Origin of the sequence: Pseudomonas oryziphila, assembly GCF_003940825.1 — a bacterium.
Taxonomy (GTDB): domain Bacteria; phylum Pseudomonadota; class Gammaproteobacteria; order Pseudomonadales; family Pseudomonadaceae; genus Aquipseudomonas; species Aquipseudomonas sichuanensis.
The window spans coordinates 2,476,769-2,496,701 of record NZ_CP034338.1 but is presented as its reverse complement, the minus strand read 5'-3'; the positions used below and the strand labels follow the sequence as shown (position 1 = coordinate 2,496,701).

The window sequence follows — 19,933 nt, the reverse complement described above, 5'->3', positions numbered from 1 at the left end:
ACGTTTTGCCGAGACAGGGCACTGGCGCGATGATGGCGAATAACAGCCAGGCAATCAGCCTTGAGCAGCGCGGCTCTCAAGCTCGGCGCGGTAGCTGCGCAACGACGCGATGCGCTGGGCGCTGGCAGCCTCGCGCTCCTCGACGATCACTTTGAGCTGGTGCGACGCCTGCACCAGGTAAGCCTCCAGCGCATCGCCGGTGATATAGGTGCCCGACAGTTTGTTCAGCTTGCTCCAGCCATCGTTGAACACCTGCACGAAATCCTCCGAAACCGCACTCACCGCCAGCCACTCCGCGGCCTGGGTAACGAAGAACTGATCGGTGGCCAGCACCAGCTGCGCCAGGCGATTACGTCGCAGCGATTCACTGCTGCCCGCACGCTCGTAGTCCTCCACCCGCTCCAACGCCTCGTCGATGATCAACTGCATGAAATCGGTGAACGATTTGAAGAAGAAGGCGATTTCCTCGACGATCTCCTTGCTGCGCTTGAGCGCCGCCACGCTGAGGTTCAGCGACTTGACCGCCAGTTCGATGCTGCTCTGCTCACTGCGCGCGCCGTCGAGCAGCACGGTAATGCGCACCAATTCCGCCGCCTGCTCGCGCTTGACGCCTTCGTAGCGCTCGACGTTGTCGAGCATCTGCCGCTCCAACTGGCGCAACGACAATGCTTGATCTCTAAGCTGCCCCCCCACGTCACTCGCGGCATTTGCCAGTTCGCGCAGTAGTGCGCCCAACTGCTGCTCGGTGCCACCGAGCAACGCTTGCGCCTCGCGCAACTCGCCACGCACGCGCTCCAGGCGCTTGTCCAGTTCCTCAACCGCCAGCTCACTGGCTGCCGCTTCGCGCTGCGCCTCGAGCTCGGCAAGGGTGCGCTGCAGATCGGTAACGACCTTGCCCTGGGCGACTCGCTTGGTTTCCAGGTTGGCCTTCTCCACCAGCTTGGTCGGGTCGGCATTAGCGCTGTACTGGTTGGCGAGCGCTCCGACACTGGCCGCGCCCAGCAGCGCCGAGCTGCCACCGGTAGCCCCCATGGCCGCGATCGGGAGCACGGCCGACAGGACCTGGGTGACGCCGCTGATCAGCGACGCCCAGAACGCCTTCTGTTCCGCGCCCTTGGCTTGCTGCCCGTACTCACGCGCCAACTTGTCGAAACGGTTGACCTGCTCCTGCAGCGCCATGACCAAGCTGTCCAGTTCGTCACGCCGGGCCGTGGCCTCGAGGATCTCCTGCTTGATCTTGCGATTGGCTTCGAGGGTCTCGCTCAGGGCGATCTCGCTGCTGGCCATGACCGCTTCGATATCACGCAGGATCTGCTCATAGGTATCGACGATGGTCGCCAGGTTACCGCGAACCCCCGCCGCAGCCTGGGCAATGTGCCGGGCCATTTCCAGCAACTCACCACCGACATACTGGCGGATTTCTTCGGCATCGTTGTCTTCTTTCACATCCAGCCAGTCCGGCAGCACCGTGCGCAACCGGGTGCCGAGGCTCCTGGCGACCCGCACAGCGCCCTTGATGCTGCGTTCGCTCTGCTGCTGGGCCTGGATCAGCCGATTCATGATATTGGCGATCCGTACCCGGATCGCGCCCTGGGCCTGGGGCGTGGTGTTGTAGGCGATGTACAGCAGCTCGATGGCATGGTCGGTGTCGGTCTTGGCGCGATCGATCTGGTAATTGCCTTCGATCTTCTTCTTGAAACTGGCCACCAGCGGCGATTCAGCGCCGGGCAGTTGCAGTGGCTGAGCACTGACGATGCTCTGTACCTGCTCGGTTATCTGACTCTCCAGCAGGACATTTCGATTGGTAAAAGAGACGATTTCAGACATGTAATACATCCTTTCAGTAGGTTGGTAACGGCCGCTGCGACGATGGCGCAGTGCGTGGCAGGCATGCCTGGCCTTAGCCACCATTCATGGCGGCGCCAGCAAAGCCAGGCAGAACCAATGTGCGCGCTTTGCCCATGCCCGCTTAAGCAGGAAATAACCCCATCACGGGTAGGTAGTGGCCTGCTCGCAAAGTGGGACACGGCTAATCGATCAGTCAGAACCAGGTAAAGGGATGCAGTCATTTTCCCAATCGCTGGGGTAACGCACGTCTTCTGCGCGCAACGGCGGCCAGGCGTCGTAGAGCAGCCGGTGGCTGGCGCCCAAGGCATCGCGCAAGGGCTTGCGCAAAGGTTGCAGCGCCTGGGCATGGCAAGTGGCCTGATCACCTGTCCGGTGGGCACACGCCTCAAGCGCGTAATCGAAGTCGTCGAGCAAGATGAAGTTGGCCTGTTTACGCGTGCGCGTGGTGCTCAGGAAAGGTTTGATGATCTCGATACCTTGCTCGGCGCGACGGGCGATCGCGAGGCTGCCTTGAACGGTGCTGTGCGCGTTTTCCAGACCCTGGAAGTACAGGCGATGTTCAGGCCTGGTGGGCGGGTAGCCATAGCGTGCCTTGGCGTCTTCCAACTCGCGCAGTGCCTCGCGTGCCAGTTGCTCCAGTTGCGGGCGCCGACGCAATTCATCGCCAAAGGCGCGTTCCACCCAGGCGATACGCTCGATCAACAGTTGCTCCAAACTGCCCAGGCGGTCCTGGCACAGGGACATGCGTTGTTGCAGCGCGTGCTCCGATGATGTGAGCGGGACAGCCCCGGCCAGGGCACTGGTCGATGCCAGCCCAGCCCAGAGCAACAGGGGAAGAGCGCGGGACACAAGGAAAGGGTGCTTGGTGCTGTTCATGGCGAATCTCCGATAAAGGGGGTGCATTGCACCTGCCATGCGCAAACTGCAACAAGCTGGAACCCTTGCCCTGCAAGGGCTTTCACAAGGTATGCAGGACGCTTCAGACGCAAACCTCTGCCACGGACAACCTTTCAACAGCAGCCGAACAGGTAAGAAATCGTGCGTATAATCGCGGCTTTTTCCGACTGCGATTTACCCCTTCATGAAAAGACTGTTGTACGCAGCATCCCTGTGCCTCGCCCTCATCCCCCACGCCTTCGCCACCCCGCCGGCGACCTTCACCGAAGCCAAGGTCATCGCCAAGCAGAAGATCTACCTCGACCAGGCCAACAGCGCCCAGGGCGACCTGTACTGTGGCTGCAAATGGACCTGGGTCGGCAAGTCGGGCGGGCGCGTCGACCCGGCCTCCTGCGGTTATGAAACCCGCAAGCAGCAGAGCCGCGCCGAACGCACCGAGTGGGAACACATCGTCCCGGCCTGGACCTTCGGCCACCAGCGCCAGTGCTGGCAGAACGGCGGCCGCGAAGCCTGCGTCGACAAGGACCCGGTGTTTCGCGCCATGGAAGCCGACCTGTTCAACCTCTACCCGGCCGTGGGCGAAGTGAACGGTGACCGCAGCAACTTCAACTACGGCATGGCCGCAGGCGTTGCCCCGCAGTACGGCCAGTGCACGACGAAAATCGACTTCCAGCAGAAAGCCGCCGAACCGCGCAACGAAGTCAAAGGCCTGGTGGCGCGCACCACCTTCTACATGTTCGATCGCTACCAGCTGAGCATGTCGCGCCAACAACAGCAGTTGCTGATGGCGTGGGACAAGCAGTACCCGGTTACCCCCTGGGAGAAGGAACGCGACCGTCGCATCGCGGCGGTGATGGGGCATTCCAATCCGTTCGTGACCGGTGAGCGCAGCTGGACGCCGGGTTACAAACCAGCGGGTGCCGCCCCGGTGGTGACCGCCGCCGCGCAACCTGCCAAGCCCAGCCCGGCCAACACGGCGCCGCACGGTGTCGTGCTGGGCAACCGCAACAGCCAGGTCTACCACCTGGCCAGCGGCTGCCCGGGTTATGCCCAGGTGGCGGCGAAGAACCAGGTGGCATTCGACTCCGAAGCCGCGGCGCAGGCGGCCGGCTACCGCAAAGCCGGTAACTGCAAGTAGCACCTGCGCGGGCTCCCGGCACATCGACCGCCGGGAGCCTGCAGCGGTTTCAGCTTGACGTTTACGTCAAGCTCACTTTAGGTTAACGCTGATCCCACCCCCCGAGCATCAGCATGACCAGCCAGACCTACAGCATCTCCGACCTGTCCCGCGAGCTGGACATCACCACCCGCGCCATCCGCTTCTACGAGGAGCAGGGCCTGCTCAGCCCCGAGCGCCGCGGCCTGGAGCGCATCTACTCGGCCCGCGACAAGGTCACCCTCAAGCTGATCCTGCGCGGCAAGCGCATCGGCTTCTCGCTGGCCGAGTGCCGCGAGCTGATCGAGCTGTACGACCCCACGGGCGGCAACCTCAAACAGCTCAACAGCATGCTCGGCAAGATCGCCGAACGCCGTGCCCAGCTGGAGCAGCAGATGCTCGACATCCAGCAGATGCACCTGGAGCTGGACACCGCCCAGGAACGCTGCGAGCAGGCCCTGGCCGCCACCTTGAACCAGCAGCCCCACAACCGTTGACCTGCCACAGGAAGCCCGCCATGTCATTGCCCAAGAACGTCCGCCTGGTCGAAGTCGGCCCCCGCGACGGCCTGCAGAACGAAGCCCAGCCTATCAGTGTCGCCGACAAGGTGCGGCTGGTGGACGACCTTACCGACGCTGGCCTCGCCTACATCGAGGTGGGCAGCTTCGTCTCGCCCAAGTGGGTGCCGCAGATGGCCGGCTCCGCCGAGGTGTTCGCCGGTATCCAGCAACGTGCCGGCGTGACCTACGCTGCGCTGGCGCCCAACCTGCGTGGTTTCGAGGATGCCCTGGCGGCGGGGGTGAAGGAGGTGGCGGTGTTTGCGGCGGCGTCCGAGGCCTTCTCCCAGCGCAATATCAACTGCTCGATCAGCGACAGCCTCAAGCGCTTCGAGCCGATCATGGACGCAGCGCGCAGCCATGGCGTGCGGGTGCGCGGCTATGTCTCGTGCGTGCTGGGCTGCCCGTACGAAGGTTTCGTGCAGGCCGAGCAGGTTGCCCCAGTGGCCCGCGCCTTGCACCAGATGGGCTGCTATGAAGTATCGCTGGGCGACACCATCGGCACCGGTACGGCGGGCGACACCCGCAGGTTGTTCGAGGTAGTGGGCAAGGATGTGCCACGCGAGCAATTGGCCGGGCACTTCCACGACACCTACGGCCAAGCGCTGGCCAACGTGTATGCCAGCCTGCTCGAAGGCATCGCGGTATTCGACAGCTCGGTCGCAGGCCTGGGTGGCTGCCCCTACGCCAAGGGCGCCACTGGCAACGTTGCCACCGAAGACGTGCTGTACCTGCTGCAGGGCCTGGGCATTGAAACCGGCATAGACCTCGACCGCCTGATCGCCGCAGGCCTGCGTATCAGTGAGGTACTGGGCCGCGCTACCGGTTCGCGGGTGGCACGGGCACGCAGCGCGGGCTGAGTCACACCGGTGTCACATAAGTGTGGGTGGAGTGTTACCGCCCACACCTCTGGCAGCAAAAAATCGGGTAACAGGGAAACAAATCGACAAAATTTCAGGTGCCAGGTTTTTTCGAAAATCCTTAAATCATTGATTTTAAAGGGATTTAAAAAGTTGGCACGGCACCTGCTATATCTCTGGCACAACAAGAACAAAAAAAGCGACATCTAATAAAAACAACATGAAACGGTTCTGACATAACAAGAACAACACGGCAGAAGCGTAGCAAGCAGATTTTTTTGGAGTCGACGTGCTTTCCAGGGAAGCTTTCGCAGAAAAGCCCCGCAGCCTGACACAGAACAATAAAACTACCTGAAGGTAGCGACAGTCACGGTTGGATCACACACGTTGCATGAACGCAGGTCAGCGCTCAAAAAAATACGTTTGCTCTTGGCCCCGGGTAGGGGCCCCGCAGTACCGAGACAAAAGCCGACAAAAACAACAACAGGCCAGTCTCCAATAATAAAAAAAGAGCAGGCAACAACGCTTATGAGGGGAGCTTCGGCTCCCCTCAGTGCTTCCTGCCCTCCTCCTCGCTATTCTCCTCGCTCCCGCCCTCCACCTTGTCCACCAGCAGCGGCATCGTGCCCAGCACCAACAGCGCCAGCACCGTGCTGAGCAACGCCGTGGCCTCGCGCCCCATGCCTGCGGCCGTGCCGATGGCAGCGGTCATCCACAGCCCGGCGGCGGTGGTCAGGCCCTTCACATGGCTGGTGTCCTGGCCGTGGCCCTTGAGGATGGTGCCTGCACCGAGAAAGCCGATGCCCGCGACAATGCCCTGGATCACCCGGCTCAGCGCCTGTTCGTCGGCCCCGGCCATGCTCGGGGCCAGCACGAACAGCGCCGCCCCCAGGGATACCAGCATATGCGTGCGCACCCCGGCCGCCTTGCCTTTGCTTTCGCGTTCGAAGCCCAGCACCGCGCCCAGCAGCGCCGCCATCAGCAGGCGTACGAGGATGCGGGTGATCTCCTGTTCGTCTGTGATGTCGGCGAATTCAGACTGAATGGTCGAGAGGATCGTTTCCATCGGATGTACTCCTGCACTTGCCTCATCGCGGGGCAAGCCCGCTCCCACATGTATTGCGCGAGCGCTGTAGGGCGGCCTTGCCCCGCGATGAGGCCCTTACTGAAGCTGACCGCACCCTCCCCCAGGAGTGCCACCGAGCATAAAGTTGCAGCATCCACGCCCGGCCTGTGGTCACACCCTGTAACCGCCCCAGGAGGACCCCGCCATGCCCATCGAAGTCGACGAAACCACCCGCCACTGCACCCTGATCGGCGACCACATCCGCCTGGAAGGCACCGGCCCCGAGATCGAGATCGTCACCGACGCACAGCTGCGCATGTCGGTGGCCATCCTGGCCGGCGAACGCGTGCCCATCACCGAAGCCGAGGCCGACGCACTCACCGTCGCAGGTGCGGTGGATAGCCGCAGGCATCTGAAGGCCAGCGTCCCAGGCTCGGTAATCTAGGGCCTCGGGGCTTCGGAAGAGAATCTGATACGGTTTTTATCGCGCTATGTGAGTCTGTGCTGCAAACAGATCGAGGGCCATAGTGCCCAGGCCTGATCGAGGCCTGATGAGCGATGAACCATGAGTGACAGAATCCCCTTCCGAGTCATCGAGATTGCCCCCGCCGCCGTCAACAAGAGCAAAAGCCAGCCGGACGGCGGCATCCACACCCGCAGCTTCAGCGGCTTCTACCGCAACCTGCGGATTACCTTCGCCGGCGCGCTGTTCCTGCTGTTCTTCGGCACCGCCTGGCTGCAGTGGGACGACCGCCAAGCGGTGTTGTGGGACCTGGCCGACAGCAAGTTCCACATCTTTGGCGCGACGTTCTGGCCGCAGGATTTCATCCTGCTCTCGGCGCTGCTGATCATCTGCGCCTTCGGCCTGTTCGCCATCACCGTGTTCGCCGGCCGTGTGTGGTGTGGCTACAGCTGCCCGCAGAGCACCTGGACCTGGCTGTACATGTGGTGCGAAAAAGTCTGTGAAGGCGACCGCAACCAGCGCATCAAGCTGGCCGCCGCGCCCTGGGGTATCAACAAGCTCGCCCGACGCAGCCTGAAGCACACATTGTGGCTGGCCATCGGCCTGCTCACCGGGCTGACCTTCGTCGGCTACTTCACCCCGATCCGCCCGCTGGCCGCCGAACTGTTCAGCCTGGAACTGGGCGGCGTCGCGCTGTTCTGGGTGCTGTTCTTCACTGGCGCCACTTACATAAATGCCGGCTGGCTGCGCGAGGCGGTGTGCATGCACATGTGCCCCTATGCGCGCTTCCAGGGTGTGATGTTCGACAAGGACACCCTGGCGGTGGCCTACGACCCCAGCCGCGGTGAAGCCCGTGGCCCGCGCAAGAAAGGCAGCATCCCCGGCGAGCAGGGCCTGGGCGACTGCATCGACTGCACCCTGTGCGTGCAGGTCTGCCCCACCGGCATCGATATCCGCGACGGCCTGCAGATGGGCTGCATCGGCTGCGCGGCGTGTATCGACGCCTGTGACGGGGTAATGGACAAGATGGGCTATGCCCGCGGCCTGATCGGCTACAAGTCCGAGCACAACCTGCAAGGCGGCACCACCCAATGGCTGCGCCCGCGCCTGCTGGGCTACGCCGCGGCGCTGGTGGTGATGATCGGCGCGCTGGTCGTGGCCCTGCAACTGCGCCCCATGGTGTCGATGGACGTGATCAAGGACCGCGGCCTGTTCCGCGAGAACGCCCAGGGCCAGATCGAGAACATTTACCTGCTCAAGATCATCAACAAGACCAGCGAGCCGCAGCACTATCGCCTGCGCCTGGTCGACGCCGACGGTTTCGAACTGCACGGGCGCACCGAGTTCAGCATCGCCGCCGGCGAGATGAGCGAGCTGCCCGTGTCGGTGGCACTACTGGCCGACCGCCCGAGCAGCAGCTCGCAGGAGCTGACCTTCGAGCTCCAGGACAGCGACCAGCCTGGGGTGCGCAGCATCGCCCACAGCCGCTTCGTCGCGCCGATGAACCGCTGATCCCTTACACTGCCCATGACCTTGCCCGTGCAGAACACCATGAAACGCTATGAACGCTTCGCCGACGACATTGCCGAACTGATCCGCACCGGGGTGCTTGGCCCCGGCCAGCGGGTACCCTCGGTACGCTATGCCAGCCAGACCCACGGGGTCAGCCCGTCCACGGTGTTCCAGGCCTACTACCTGCTGGAACGCCGCGGCCTGATCCGCGCCCGGCCGCGCTCGGGCTACTTCGTCAATGCCCACGCCCCGCGCCCGTTCAATGAACCACAGGTGCAGGCGCAGGCCACCGAGTCCACCGATGTGGACGTCAGTGGCCTGGTGTTCTCGATCCTCGACTCGATCAAGGACCCGCACACCGTGCCATTCGGCTCGGCCTTCCCCAGCCCCACGCTGTTCCCCCTGCAACGCCTGTCCCGCTCCCTGGCCAGCGCCAGCCGGGCCATGGACCCGCGCATGGTGGTCACCGACCTGTCACCGGGCAACCCACAATTGCGCCGGCAGATCGCCCTGCGCTACATGGTCGGCGGGCTGATGCTGCCGATGGAGGAGCTGCTGATCACCAACGGCGCGCTGGAGGCACTCAACCTGTGCCTGCAGGCCGTGACCCAGCCGGGTGATCTGGTGGCCATCGAGGCACCGGCTTTCTATGCCTGCCTGCAGGTGCTCGAACGCCTCAAGCTCAAGGCCGTGGAGATCCCGGTACACCCGCGCGAAGGCATGGATCTGGCGGTGCTGGCACAAACCCTGGACAAGCACCCGGTGAAAGCCGTGTGGTGCATGACCAACTTCCAGAACCCGGTGGGCGCGAGCATGCCCGAGGCGAAGAAGCAGGAGCTGGTCGAACTGCTGCGCCGCCACCAGGTGCCGCTGATCGAAGACGACGTCTACGCCGAGCTGTACTACGCACAGCAGGCGCCCAAGCCGGCCAAGGCCTTCGACACCGAAGGCCTGGTGATGCACTGCGGCTCGTTCGCCAAGAGCCTGGCCCCGGGCTACCGCATCGGCTGGGTAGCCGCCGGGCGCTTCGCGCAGAAGATCGAGCGGCTCAAGCTGATGACCTCGCTGTGCGCCTCGATGCCAGCCCAGGCGGCGATCGCCGATTACCTGCAGCACGGCGGCTACGACCGCCACCTGCGCAAGTTGCGTTACGCCCTGGAGGGCCAGCAGGTCAACATGCTGGCGGCCATCGCCCGGCACTTCCCGGCGCAGACCCAGGTCAGCCATCCCTCCGGCGGCTACTTCCTGTGGCTGGAACTGCCCGAGCAAATGGACGCGCTCAAGCTGTTCCACATGGCGCTGGCGCAAGGCATAAGCATCGCCCCCGGGCCGATCTTCTCGCCGACCCGGCGCTTTGGTAACTGCATCCGCCTCAATTACGGCAGCCCCTGGGGCGACGGCGCCGAGCAGGCCATGGAGACCCTCGGGCGCATCGTGCGCTCGTTCTAGCGGCGCGCGGGCCGTCAGGCTACAGTGGCGCCAAGCCCGACGCTGGACACCTGCATGCCCGACCGCAACCTGCCCGCCCTGCAGCAAGAGCTGCGGGCGCTGCGCCAACGCAACGCCGAACTCGAGGCGCGCCTCAAGCAGCAGGCGCACGCCGATGACGATTTGTACCGCTTCCTGTTCGACACCATGGACGAAGGCTTTTGCGTCATCGAATTCTTCGATGGCCCGCACGGCCCGCTCAGCGACTACGTGCATGTCCTCGCCAACGCCGCCTACGCCCGCCATGCCGGCATCCCCAACGTGGTCGGGCAGAAGCTGCGCGAAATGGTGCCGGACGAAGCCGATGGCTGGGTCGCCCGCTACGGCGAGGTGCTGCGCACCGGCCAACCCTTGCAGTTCGAGCAGGAACTGGTGGCCACCGGGCATGTGCTGTCGGTGACCACATTCCGCATCGAACCCGCCGAGAAACGCCAGGTAGCAGTGCTGTTCAAGGACGTGACCGAGCGCCGCCGCGCCGAGGATGCCTTGCAGCAGCTCAATGAACATCTCGAACAACGTGTCAGCGCGGCCCTGGCCGAGCGCGGGCTGTTCGCCGAACTGGTCGAGCGCAGCGTGGCCAACGTGCATGTGCTTGATACCGACCTGCGCTGGCTAGCCATCAACCAGCAGGCCCAGCGGGACTTTCACCGCCTGTTCGGCAGCACGCCGAAGGTAGGTGACAGCCTGGCGGACTTGATGCGCGAGCACCCCGATAGCCTGGCCGAAAACCTGCGCCTGTGGCAACGCGCCCTGGCCGGGGAAACCTACGTGCAAACCACCGCCTTTCCCGAGGGCGCGAAGACAAGCTATTTCGAGCTGCACTTCAGCCCAATCCACGCCCCCTCGGGCAGCATCATCGGTGCCCACCTGTTCGCCTACAACGTCACTGAGCGGGTATCCGAACAGCAGCGACTGCTCAAGGCCGAGGAGGCCCTGCGCCAGGCACAGAAAATGGAAGCGGTGGGCCAGCTCACCGGCGGTATCGCCCACGACTTCAACAACCTGCTGGGCGGCATCCTCGGCGCCCAGGAGCTGGTGCGCCAGCGCCTGGCACAATCGCGCCCGGATGAAATCCCCGGCCTGCTCGACACCGCCAGCAATTCGGCCCGCAGCGCCGCGGCGCTGGTCCATCGCCTGCTGGCGTTCTCGCGGCGCCAGACCCTGTTGCCCCAGGCGACTGCGGTGGGCGCCCTGGTGCAGACGATGGAAGAACTGATCCGCCGCAGCGTCGGCCCGGCCATCCAGCTCAGTGTCCACTGTGCCGATGACCTGTGGCCCACCTTCATCGACCCGCCGCAGCTGGAAAGCGCGCTGCTCAACCTGTGCATCAACGCCCGCGACGCCCTGCCCGCCGGCGGCCTGATCGACATCCACTGTGCCAACCAGCTACTCGACGAGGAGCGTGCCGCCCTGCTCGACCTCCCCGCCGGCGATTACCTGTGCCTGAGCGTGCGCGACAATGGCCGCGGCATGCTCCCGGAGGTGGCGGAGCGCGCCATCGACCCGTTCTTCACCACCAAACCCCTGGGCCAGGGCACCGGGCTCGGGTTGTCCATGGCTTACGGTTTCGTGCGCCAGTCTGGTGGCCAGTTGCTGATCCACTCGCAACCGGGGGCGGGCACGCAGGTCGAACTCTTCCTGCCGCGGCATTTCGAAGCACCCGTGGCGAGCCAGCAGCCCGCGAGGCCCGACGACAGGGCTCACCACCAGGGTGCGCAAATCCTGCTGGTCGAGGACCAGGCCGCCTTGCGCCTGGTGATCGGCGAAGTGCTCGAAGAGTTCGGCCATCGGGTGCACAGCGTGGAGAACGGCGCGCAAGCCCTCGAGGCCATGGCGCGTGGGCTCTTGCCGAACTTGCTGATCAGCGACATCGGCCTGCCCGGAAGCCTCAATGGCCGGCAGGTGGCCGAGGCGTGTCGAGCCCGGCATGCGGATCTGCCGGTATTGTTCATCACCGGTTACGACGAAAGCGCGGCGCACAGCGACGGCGTGCTGCCGCCGCGTACGGCGGTGCTGCTCAAACCGTTCGAACTGGGCGACATCGCCGACAAAGTGGCCGAACTGCTCGCACTCGGCTGACTCAGCGCCCACCGCCCAGGTCGATGAAGCTGCCGGTGGAGTAGGACGCCTTGTCCGACAGCAACCACAGGATCGCCTCGGCGACTTCTTCTGGGCGGCCACCACGCCCCATCGGCAGGCCGGGCTCGAGCTTGGCGACCCGGTCCGGGTCACCGCTCAGGGCGTGGAAACCGGTGTGGATGTAACCGGGGCGCACGCCGTTGACCCGCACGCCCTCGCCGGCCACCTCCTTGGCCAGGCCGACCGTGAAGGTGTCCAGCGCGCCCTTGGACGCGGCGTAGTCGACGTATTCGTTGGGCGAGCCCAGGCGCGCCGCTACCGACGACACATTGACGATTGCCCCGCCCTGCCCGCCGTGGCGGCGCGACATGCGCAGCAGCGCGTGCTTGGCGCACAGCATCGGCCCGACCACGTTGGTTTTCATGATCTTGAGCAGGCGGAACTCGGACATGCCCTCGACCCGGCTCTGCTGGCCGATGGTGCCGGCGTTGTTGACCAGTGCGGTGACCGGGCCGAGTTCATGGTCGACGCGCTGGAACAGCTGCGCCACTTCGTCCTCGACACTGGCATCGGCGCGCACCGCAATGGCGCTGGCGCCAAGTTCGCGAACCTGCGCCAGCACCGCTTCGGCGGCCTGGTCGTCGGCGTGGTAGTTGATGCAGATACGGTAACCCTGCTGCGCCGCCAGCAATGCGGTGACGGCGCCGATGCCCCGGCTGGCGCCGGTGATGACGATGACCTTGTCCATGAATCGGTCCGGATGACTGGAAAAGGCCTACGAGATTAGGGGAAAAGCGTTGAGCGGAGCAATGGTGATGGCGTAGGGGCGGCCAGGTGCATGGCGATAAATCTGCAGCGCCTATGAGATCGAGCGCCGCCCGCGCGGCGCATCGCTGGCAAGCCAGCTCCCACATCTGTTTCGGGCCAGTTACTCCTGTTGTTTCATCGCTGTACGCCTTGTTGGTTCGACTCGATATTGAGGTGGGCACCACTTGCGCCTTGCCTGACTTAAGACATGCAGCAAGGCGGGCAGCGGTACCTTCACAGGCATAATTGGCCCGAAACAAATGTGGGAGCTGGCTTGCCAGCGATGCGCCGCGCGGGCGGCGCTCGATCTTGAGGGCACCACAAAACCCCCGCCATGCACCCAATGCCCATTCACCAGGCCAGCTTTTTCAAAGGCCCCCTCGTTACCCTGCACATTTGCTTGTATGGTGTTGTCCAAGAAGGATGTTTTACCCGCACAGGAACGACTTAGATGCCCCAACGCAATGTCATCAACGCCTCCGTCAGCCCCAAAGGCAGCCTGGAGACCCTGTCGCAACGTGAAGTCCAGCAACTGAGCGAAGTCGGTACCGGCAGTCTCTACACCTTGTTCCGCCAGTGCGCCCTGGCAATCCTCAATACCGGCGCCCATGTCGACAATGCCAAGACCATTCTCGAAGCCTACAAGGACTTCGAGGTGCGCATTCATCAACAGGACCGCGGCGTGCGCCTCGAGCTGCTCAACGCCCCGGCCGATGCCTTCGTCGATGGCGAGATGATCGCCAGCACCCGCGAAATGCTGTTCAGCGCCCTGCGCGACATCGTCTACACCGAAAGCGAGCTGGCCAGCCAGCGCATCGACCTGGAGAGCTCGCAAGGCCTCACCGACTACGTCTTCCACCTGCTGCGCAACGCGCGCACCCTGCGCCCGGGCGTCGAGCCGAAAATGGTCGTGTGCTGGGGCGGCCACTCGATCAGCAGCGAGGAATACCAGTACACCAAGAAAGTCGGCCACGAGTTGGGCCTGCGCAAGCTGGACGTCTGCACCGGCTGCGGCCCGGGCGTGATGAAAGGCCCGATGAAGGGCGCCACCATCGCCCACGCCAAGCAGCGCATGCACGGCAGCCGTTACCTGGGCCTGACCGAACCGGGCATCATCGCCGCCGAGGCGCCCAACCCGATCGTCAACGAGCTGGTGATCCTGCCGGACATCGAGAAGCGTCTCGAAGCCTTCGTCCGCGTCGGCCACGGCATCATCATCTTCCCCGGCGGCGCCGGCACCGCCGAGGAGTTCCTCTACCTGCTCGGCATCCTCATGCACCCGGACAACCACGAACTGCCCTTCCCGGTCATTCTCACCGGGCCGCGCAGCGCCGAGGCGTTCCTGTTGCAACTGCACGCCTTCGTCGGCGCCACCCTTGGCGAAGCCGCGCAACGCCACTACCAGATCATCATCGACGACCCGGCCGAGGTGGCCCGGCAGATGGTCGAAGGGCTCAAGGCGGTCAAGCAGTTCCGCCGCGAGCGCAACGATGCATTCCACTTCAACTGGCTGCTGAAGATCGCCGAAGGCTTCCAGCACCCGTTCGACCCCACCCATGAAAACATGGCCAACCTGGCCCTGCGCCGCGACCTGCCGCCCCATGAACTGGCCGCCAACCTGCGCCGGGCCTTCTCCGGCATCGTCGCCGGCAACGTCAAGGACAAAGGCATCCGCCTGATCGAAGAACACGGGCCGTACCAGATCCGCGGCGACGCGGCGATCCTCGACCCGCTGGGCCGCCTGCTGCAGGCGTTCGTCGACCAGCACCGGATGAAACTGCCGGGCGGCGCGGCCTATGTGCCGTGCTACCAGGTGGTGAGCTGAACAACCCCGGGGCCGCGCAAGCGGCCCCGACTGCATTCAGGCCAGGTTCCCTGGCGCAGATGAATTTTTCTTAAATCGCCGTTTGTCTATTCTTTGGCACAATCAGTCATCCCCTTTGCGCCCAGGAACCCGCATGCCACGCGTACTGACCATTGAAGACGACGCCGTCACCGGCCAGGAAATCGTCGCCGAACTCTCCAGCCACGGCCTTGACGTGGACTGGGCCGACAATGGCCGCGAGGGCCTGGCCAAAGCCATTGCCGGCGGCTACGACCTGATCACCCTGGACCGCATGCTGCCGGAGGTGGACGGCCTGACCATCGTCACCACCCTGCGCAACCTGAAGATCGCCACCCCGATCCTGATGATCAGTGCCCTGTCCGATGTCGACGAACGGGTGCGCGGCCTGCGTGCCGGCGGCGACGATTACCTGACCAAACCCTTCGCCTCCGACGAGATGGCCGCCCGGGTCGAGGTGCTGCTGCGCCGCAACAGCACGCCCATGACCCAGACCCGCCTGACGGTGGCCGACCTGGAGCTGGACCTGATCAGCCACGAAGCCCGCCGCGGCGAGCAGGCACTGAACCTGCTGCCCACCGAATACAAGCTGCTGGAATACCTGATGCGCCACGCCGGCCAGGTGATCACCCGGATGATGATCTTCGAGGAAGTCTGGGGTTACCACTTCGACCCGGGGACCAACCTGATCGACGTGCACATCGGCCGCCTGCGCAAGAAGATCGACTCCCCCGGCCAGACCCCGCTGATCCGTACCGTGCGGGGTTCCGGCTATGCCATTGCCGAACCCGTCTAAGGGCTGGAGCTCGTCGACCAGCCGCCTGCTGGCGCTGTACAGCTTCCTCTTCGTGGCCTGGAGCAGCATCCTCATGGGGGTGCTGTACTTCGAGGTCTCCAGCTACCTGAACAAACTCACCCGCCACTCGATGATGCAGCGCCAGCACTTGTTCGCCCACATGAGCGGCAAGCAGCTGGACGACGCGCTGATCGCAAGCCAGGCCTTCGAGGAACGCAGCTTCGACGCCTACGGCCTGTTCGACCCGCAACTCAACCCGATTGGCGGGCGCATCCGCAGCATCCCGCCGGAGCTGGGCCTGGACGGCAAGATCCATGAGCTCAAGCGCTGCCTCGACGCCGACGACCCGCACCTGCCGCGCGACAGCTGCGACGCCGTGGCGATCCGGGTACAGGACGGCCGCTGGCTGGTGCTGGTGCGCGACAACGGCTCGCTGTTCGTGGTCACCCGGATCATCCTGCATGCGCTGCTGTGGGGCATCTCGCTGACCCTGATCCCAGGCTTTGCCGGCTGGTACCTGCTGCGCCGCCGCCCGCTCAAGCGTATCCGCGCGATCCAGGCCCAGGCCGACCTGATCGTGGCCGGCGACCTGACCCACCGCCTGCCCCTGTCAGCCCGCCGCGACGAACTGGACATGCTGGCTGCCATCGTCAACGCCATGCTCGACCGCATCGAGCGCTTGATGCATGAAGTGAAAGGCGTGTGCGACAACATCGCCCACGACCTGCGCACCCCGCTGACGCGCCTGCGCGCCCAGCTCTATCGCATCCGCCAGCAGAGCGGCGCCGGTTCGCCCGAGGGGGAAGCGCTGGACCAGGCGATCGGTGAGACCGACACCCTGATGGCGCGCTTTCGCGGCTTGCTGCGCATCAGCGAACTGGAAGACCGCCAGCGCCGCGCCGGCTTCGTCCAACTCGACCCGCACGCGCTGCTGGTGGAACTGCACGATTTCTATCTACCGCTGGCCGAAGACGGCGGCATTCGCCTGAGCCTTGAGCAACCCGCGCAACTGGCCGCGCTGCACGGCGACCGCGAATTGCTGTTCGAGGCCCTGGCCAACCTGGTGGGCAACGCCATCAAGTTCACCCCTGAAGGCGGCGCGGTGCGCATTGCTGCGAGCCAGGATGAACAGGGTGTGCATATCGCCGTCGAGGACAGTGGCCCCGGCATCCCTGCGGATGAACGCGAGGCTGTGCTCAAACGTTTCTACCGCAGCGAGGAAGGCCACCGCCACGCAGGCTTTGGCCTGGGGCTGTCGATTGTCGCGGCGATCGTCGATCTGCATGGGTTTGGGTTGCAGGTGGATGCCAGCCCCTTGGGCGGTGCCAGGTTGGTGCTGCATTGCCCATTGGCGGGGCCTGCAAAATAGCGCCGCTGCTCAGCGTGACCTGAGGTTTGACTTCAGATCGGGTTCAGGCTCTCGGGATTTCCTGGAGAGCCTAGAACTCCACCTTGCCCCGACCCGCCTTGACAGTACTGCGCCTGGCCTTTCCTTCGAGGCGGCGGGTCTTCGAGCCGAGGGTCGGCTTGGTGGGGCGGCGCTTCTTCTCGGTCTTGCCGGCAGCGATGATCAACTCGGCAAGGCGCGTCAGTGCGTCAGCGCGGTTCTGCTCCTGGGTGCGGTACTGTTGGGCCTTGATGATCAACACGCCGTCGCCGGTGATGCGGCTGTCACGCAGCGCCAGCAGCCGCTCCTTGTAAAACTCGGGCAGCGACGAGGCGGGAATATCGAAGCGCAGGTGCACGGCACTGGACACCTTGTTGACATTCTGCCCACCTGCGCCTTGCGCGCGGATGTATGTCAGTTCGATCTCGGCATCTGGCAAATGCACGTTATTGGAGATGGTCAGCATGGCATGGCCCTTGTGATTGCACCCCATTATCACAGCCTTTGCCGCTCGCCCACAGGATAAAACACGTTTGACCTCGAACGCCCTGCTCCGCCATTGCCAATTCTGGACCTGGAGCGTAATCCATAGGCTCGTCTGGCACTTCGCCCATCAAGCAGCCCTCCGCACCCACCGAAACACCTGCCCTACCAGCAACAGGTTCACCAGCGCCAGGGCGATCAGACTGTACAGCACCCCATACGCCCCCAGGTGCTCGAACAGGTACCCACCCACCAACGGCGTCAACGCCTGGCCAATCAGCGCCGGCCGCGACATGCGCCCCATCAGCAACACGTATTGCGTCGGCGGCAGCATGACCAACGGCAACAGCCCGCGCACGATGGCGCGCAGGCCATTGCCACAGCCAAAGATCAACAGGCCGATCGCCGTCGCCGCCGGGGCCAGCGCCACCAGCAGCAACCCCACCAGTACCAGGCCGGTCCACGCCAGCGCGGTCCATACCGGATGCCGCCGGCCCACCAGGATCTGCAGCAGCCGTGACGCCACCTGGCTCGGCCCGAGCATCGCCGCCAAGCCGATGGCTGCCGCCAGCGAATGCCCCATGCCCTGGAGCACCGAAACCAACTGCACGGCAATCGCGGTCATGATGATTGCGCCGATGGCGAAGATCGTCGTCAGTAGCAGGTACAAGCGCCGGTCGATGCCCTCGCCCGCCTCGCCGGCCTGAGCTTTGCGCTCAACCAACTGGCCGCCGGGGGGCAGCACCTTCCAGTACAGCGGCGCCACCACCAGCAACAGCACCACAGCATACAGCACACATGCCTGGCGCCAACCCAGCTGTTCGATCATCAGCGCCACGGTGGGCCAGGACAGCGTCGAGGCAAAGCCTGCGATCAGCGTCACCCCGGTGATCGCACGGCCCGCGCCTTCGGCATACAGCGCCCCAAGGGTGGCGAACAGCGCCTCGTACAAACCCATGGCCATACCCACGCCGATCACTGCCCAGGCCAGCAAAAACACCCCCAGGTTGGGGCTGACGGCCATCAGCAGCAGCCCAAGCGCCACCACCGCACCGCTGGCAGCCAACTGTGGGCGCCCGCCGTAGCGGGCGATCAGCCGGCTGGACAGCGGCGCCAACAGTGCCGAGACCAGCAGGCTCAGCGACAGCGCGCCGTACACCCATTGGCTGGGCCAGCCGGTATCGCGGCTGATCGGCGCGGCCATCACCGCCATCAGGAAGAACGAGCCGCCCCAGACCAAGATTTGCAGGACACCGAGCCACACGATGGCGAGGTTGGACGGGGATTTGACGGTGGAATTCACGGTATTGCCTGTGTTGAAACAGTGGTGTTTGGCGCCCATCGCGGGCTATGGGAGTGGCATTGCACCGCGGTGGGGCCGGCGCTGGCAACGCATTCTAAATGTATTTGCCCCACCGCCGGGCAATCGCTTCGAACGGCCTTGGCTTCACCTCGGTAGCCACAAAGGATACTGCTCGAAGTCGTACTTGCGCTGGCTCCAGTCCGGCACCTTGTGCAGCCGGATCGGGCTCTTGCACAATGTCAGGGCGACCGGGATGAAGCTAAGTGGCTAGGGTCGCGCGACCTGATAAGCAGGGCCACTCAAGCCATTTAGCAGCCGTTTCCAGAAGCTCTTGTAGATTTAGTGAGCCGCCATATGCTTGAAATGCTGTGTCGTCTGCGTTGATTACTATCCAGTCAGTGTCGCTTCTTTCAATATTGATATTTAGGTTGCTTTTGCTATTTGCGCCAGTGATTTTGATTTTCCAGCCTGGGTTGTCAATGTTGGAGATCTCAATGCCGAATGAATGTTCCCAAACATCATTGCATTGACTGCTGTACCAGCTTTGTAGTTTTTCGATCAGGTTTTCCAACCGCAAAATCCTTGCCGCCATGAGAGTTCTCTGCAGCAGCCGAAACTTGCCGGCGGCATCAGTCTTTAAACCACACCTCGGATGCGATGACATATTCACAAAGTCGTCCTACGAATGAGAACTTGGTGAAAAACTTCCGACGATTTAGCTCCGAACTTCTCGCAAGGCAACCTCAGAACGCATGGCTTGCATCTGATATTTCCTTTTGTCATCTACTTTTTTGATGTTCCATTTTTTGTGTGGTGCGGGATCGCTTGCGAACTGCCATTTTTAGTTTTTTGTAGCATTTGGGTAGATCTTTTCTGCTTAGGGGCGAGTTCAGATCACTTTCGGTTAGCGTACTGACCACCATTCGGATTGCCAAGTATTCATATTCCCCAGATTTATCAAGAGAGCTTTCTAGCGCCTCAATAAAATAAGCACCTCGCGAGCAACTCTCATTAAATCTAACCACATAATAGTCGTCTATCGTCATTGCTCCTTCCTTTCGAGCCTCATCAAAAAAAAATCTTAATCCCCTTGATGCTGGCAAGTGTTTTATTAGCGTTGCCATCCTGACGCGAGGCCCTATTTCGAATGCATTGCCAATGGGGAGCTTCTTATTGAAGTATTGTTTGTGGAGCATCCAGAGTGATCTTTTCTTATGAAATATATCTATGTAGTTTTCATACGAGTGGAAATCATTGACTTCGCCAACCAAGTAATATCCGGCATTTTTCAGCGCTTCCGGGTAGAAGTCGGAAACACCAAGTAATTCAGATTTTTCTACGCTGCCATCGCGCAGAAAAATATCGATAAGATCAAACAGTTCCATGAT

At 63.3% G+C, this 19,933-nt stretch carries 18 protein-coding genes; 10 read left to right on the top strand and 8 right to left on the bottom strand.

The annotated features are described in order from the left end of the window. Window positions 1–54 precede the first annotated feature (54 nt). Complete coding sequence (locus EJA05_RS11710) at window positions 55–1,827, bottom strand: coiled-coil domain-containing protein (protein WP_125858349.1); 1,773 nt, start codon at window positions 1,825–1,827, stop codon at window positions 55–57. Between the two features lie 210 nt (window positions 1,828–2,037). Next, entirely contained in the window at window positions 2,038–2,724 is a 687-nt protein-coding gene (locus EJA05_RS11705; RefSeq protein WP_150132779.1) for a hypothetical protein, read from the bottom strand. A gap of 205 nt (window positions 2,725–2,929) precedes the next feature. Here EJA05_RS11705 and EJA05_RS11700 point away from each other — a divergent pair, with 205 nt between their 5' ends. From EJA05_RS11700 to EJA05_RS11690, 3 genes are all read left to right on the top strand, one after another. Continuing rightward, window positions 2,930–3,883 carry an endonuclease gene (locus EJA05_RS11700; protein WP_125858347.1) on the top strand — a complete coding sequence of 318 codons (954 nt, stop codon included), beginning with the start codon at window positions 2,930–2,932 and terminating at the stop codon, window positions 3,881–3,883. Between the two features lie 113 nt (window positions 3,884–3,996). Continuing rightward, window positions 3,997–4,398, top strand: a complete 402-nt coding sequence (locus EJA05_RS11695) for a MerR family transcriptional regulator (protein ID WP_110994597.1) — start codon at window positions 3,997–3,999, stop codon at window positions 4,396–4,398. 20 nt (window positions 4,399–4,418) lie between these two features. Continuing rightward, window positions 4,419–5,318, top strand: coding sequence for a hydroxymethylglutaryl-CoA lyase (locus EJA05_RS11690; protein WP_125858346.1), 900 nt, complete (start codon window positions 4,419–4,421; stop codon window positions 5,316–5,318). A gap of 550 nt (window positions 5,319–5,868) precedes the next feature. On the opposite strand, the gene EJA05_RS11685 is transcribed toward EJA05_RS11690, so the two are convergent. Then, window positions 5,869–6,384: an MgtC/SapB family protein gene (locus tag EJA05_RS11685; protein WP_125858345.1), complete on the bottom strand. Its 516-nt coding sequence runs from the start codon at window positions 6,382–6,384 to the stop codon at window positions 5,869–5,871. Between the two features lie 205 nt (window positions 6,385–6,589). Between EJA05_RS11685 and EJA05_RS11680 the strand changes: the two genes are divergently transcribed. From EJA05_RS11680 to EJA05_RS11665, 4 genes are all read left to right on the top strand, one after another. Further along, on the top strand, window positions 6,590–6,829 hold the full coding sequence (locus tag EJA05_RS11680) for a DUF3203 family protein (protein ID WP_125858344.1): 240 nt from the start codon (window positions 6,590–6,592) through the stop codon (window positions 6,827–6,829). A 120-nt stretch (window positions 6,830–6,949) separates the two neighbouring features. Further along, window positions 6,950–8,359 carry a cytochrome c oxidase accessory protein CcoG gene (gene ccoG, locus EJA05_RS11675; protein WP_125858343.1) on the top strand — a complete coding sequence of 470 codons (1,410 nt, stop codon included), beginning with the start codon at window positions 6,950–6,952 and terminating at the stop codon, window positions 8,357–8,359. A gap of 39 nt (window positions 8,360–8,398) precedes the next feature. Next, entirely contained in the window at window positions 8,399–9,808 is a 1,410-nt protein-coding gene (gene mapR, locus EJA05_RS11670) for a GntR family transcriptional regulator MpaR (protein WP_125858342.1), read from the top strand. Between the two features lie 54 nt (window positions 9,809–9,862). Then, window positions 9,863–11,926, top strand: a complete 2,064-nt coding sequence (locus EJA05_RS11665; RefSeq protein WP_125858341.1) for a PAS domain-containing protein — start codon at window positions 9,863–9,865, stop codon at window positions 11,924–11,926. 1 nt (window position 11,927) lies between these two features. Here the strand turns inward: EJA05_RS11665 and EJA05_RS11660 are convergent, their stop codons facing one another. Continuing rightward, a complete protein-coding gene (locus EJA05_RS11660) occupies window positions 11,928–12,674 on the bottom strand; it encodes an SDR family oxidoreductase (RefSeq protein ID WP_125858340.1) in 747 nt (248 codons plus the stop codon). Between the two features lie 510 nt (window positions 12,675–13,184). On the opposite strand from EJA05_RS11660, the gene ppnN reads away from it, so the two are divergent. The 3 genes from ppnN (at window position 13,185) to EJA05_RS11640 (ending at window position 16,741) form a co-directional block, all read left to right on the top strand. Then, the gene (gene ppnN / locus EJA05_RS11650) at window positions 13,185–14,558 is read left to right on the top strand and encodes a nucleotide 5'-monophosphate nucleosidase PpnN (RefSeq protein ID WP_125463733.1); all 1,374 of its coding nucleotides are present in this window, start codon (window positions 13,185–13,187) and stop codon (window positions 14,556–14,558) included. Between the two features lie 133 nt (window positions 14,559–14,691). Further along, window positions 14,692–15,372 carry a response regulator transcription factor gene (locus EJA05_RS11645; protein WP_110994605.1) on the top strand — a complete coding sequence of 227 codons (681 nt, stop codon included), beginning with the start codon at window positions 14,692–14,694 and terminating at the stop codon, window positions 15,370–15,372. Then, the gene (locus EJA05_RS11640) at window positions 15,350–16,741 is read left to right on the top strand and encodes a sensor histidine kinase (RefSeq protein ID WP_110994606.1); all 1,392 of its coding nucleotides are present in this window, start codon (window positions 15,350–15,352) and stop codon (window positions 16,739–16,741) included. Before EJA05_RS11645 ends, EJA05_RS11640 begins: the two co-directional genes overlap by 23 nt. A gap of 70 nt (window positions 16,742–16,811) precedes the next feature. On the opposite strand, the gene arfB is transcribed toward EJA05_RS11640, so the two are convergent. The 4 genes from arfB to EJA05_RS11620 all read right to left on the bottom strand — a co-directional run bounded on the left by arfB (window position 16,812) and on the right by EJA05_RS11620 (window position 19,930). Continuing rightward, window positions 16,812–17,225: an alternative ribosome rescue aminoacyl-tRNA hydrolase ArfB gene (arfB, locus tag EJA05_RS11635; protein ID WP_125463731.1), complete on the bottom strand. Its 414-nt coding sequence runs from the start codon at window positions 17,223–17,225 to the stop codon at window positions 16,812–16,814. 147 nt (window positions 17,226–17,372) lie between these two features. Next, entirely contained in the window at window positions 17,373–18,545 is a 1,173-nt protein-coding gene (locus EJA05_RS11630; RefSeq protein WP_223811911.1) for an MFS transporter, read from the bottom strand. A 259-nt stretch (window positions 18,546–18,804) separates the two neighbouring features. Next, window positions 18,805–19,116: an Imm53 family immunity protein gene (locus EJA05_RS11625; RefSeq protein WP_189654540.1), complete on the bottom strand. Its 312-nt coding sequence runs from the start codon at window positions 19,114–19,116 to the stop codon at window positions 18,805–18,807. Window positions 19,117–19,324: 208 nt separating this feature from the next. Beyond that, window positions 19,325–19,930 (bottom strand): hypothetical protein, encoded by a 606-nt coding sequence (locus EJA05_RS11620; protein WP_125858337.1) that lies wholly within the window; start codon window positions 19,928–19,930, stop codon window positions 19,325–19,327. Window positions 19,931–19,933: the final 3 nt, after the last annotated feature.

Coding starts and splice junctions, on each gene's coding strand:
- EJA05_RS11710 (WP_125858349.1), bottom strand. CDS start 1,827: ATGTCTGAAATCGTCTCTTTTACCAATCGAAATGTCCTGCTGGAGAGT.
- EJA05_RS11705 (WP_150132779.1), bottom strand. CDS start 2,724: ATGAACAGCACCAAGCACCCTTTCCTTGTGTCCCGCGCTCTTCCCCTG.
- EJA05_RS11700 (WP_125858347.1), top strand. CDS start 2,930: ATGAAAAGACTGTTGTACGCAGCATCCCTGTGCCTCGCCCTCATCCCC.
- EJA05_RS11695 (WP_110994597.1), top strand. CDS start 3,997: ATGACCAGCCAGACCTACAGCATCTCCGACCTGTCCCGCGAGCTGGAC.
- EJA05_RS11690 (WP_125858346.1), top strand. CDS start 4,419: ATGTCATTGCCCAAGAACGTCCGCCTGGTCGAAGTCGGCCCCCGCGAC.
- EJA05_RS11685 (WP_125858345.1), bottom strand. CDS start 6,384: ATGGAAACGATCCTCTCGACCATTCAGTCTGAATTCGCCGACATCACA.
- EJA05_RS11680 (WP_125858344.1), top strand. CDS start 6,590: ATGCCCATCGAAGTCGACGAAACCACCCGCCACTGCACCCTGATCGGC.
- ccoG (WP_125858343.1), top strand. CDS start 6,950: ATGAGTGACAGAATCCCCTTCCGAGTCATCGAGATTGCCCCCGCCGCC.
- mapR (WP_125858342.1), top strand. CDS start 8,399: ATGAAACGCTATGAACGCTTCGCCGACGACATTGCCGAACTGATCCGC.
- EJA05_RS11665 (WP_125858341.1), top strand. CDS start 9,863: ATGCCCGACCGCAACCTGCCCGCCCTGCAGCAAGAGCTGCGGGCGCTG.
- EJA05_RS11660 (WP_125858340.1), bottom strand. CDS start 12,674: ATGGACAAGGTCATCGTCATCACCGGCGCCAGCCGGGGCATCGGCGCC.
- ppnN (WP_125463733.1), top strand. CDS start 13,185: ATGCCCCAACGCAATGTCATCAACGCCTCCGTCAGCCCCAAAGGCAGC.
- EJA05_RS11645 (WP_110994605.1), top strand. CDS start 14,692: ATGCCACGCGTACTGACCATTGAAGACGACGCCGTCACCGGCCAGGAA.
- EJA05_RS11640 (WP_110994606.1), top strand. CDS start 15,350: ATGCCATTGCCGAACCCGTCTAAGGGCTGGAGCTCGTCGACCAGCCGC.
- arfB (WP_125463731.1), bottom strand. CDS start 17,225: ATGCTGACCATCTCCAATAACGTGCATTTGCCAGATGCCGAGATCGAA.
- EJA05_RS11620 (WP_125858337.1), bottom strand. CDS start 19,930: ATGGAACTGTTTGATCTTATCGATATTTTTCTGCGCGATGGCAGCGTA.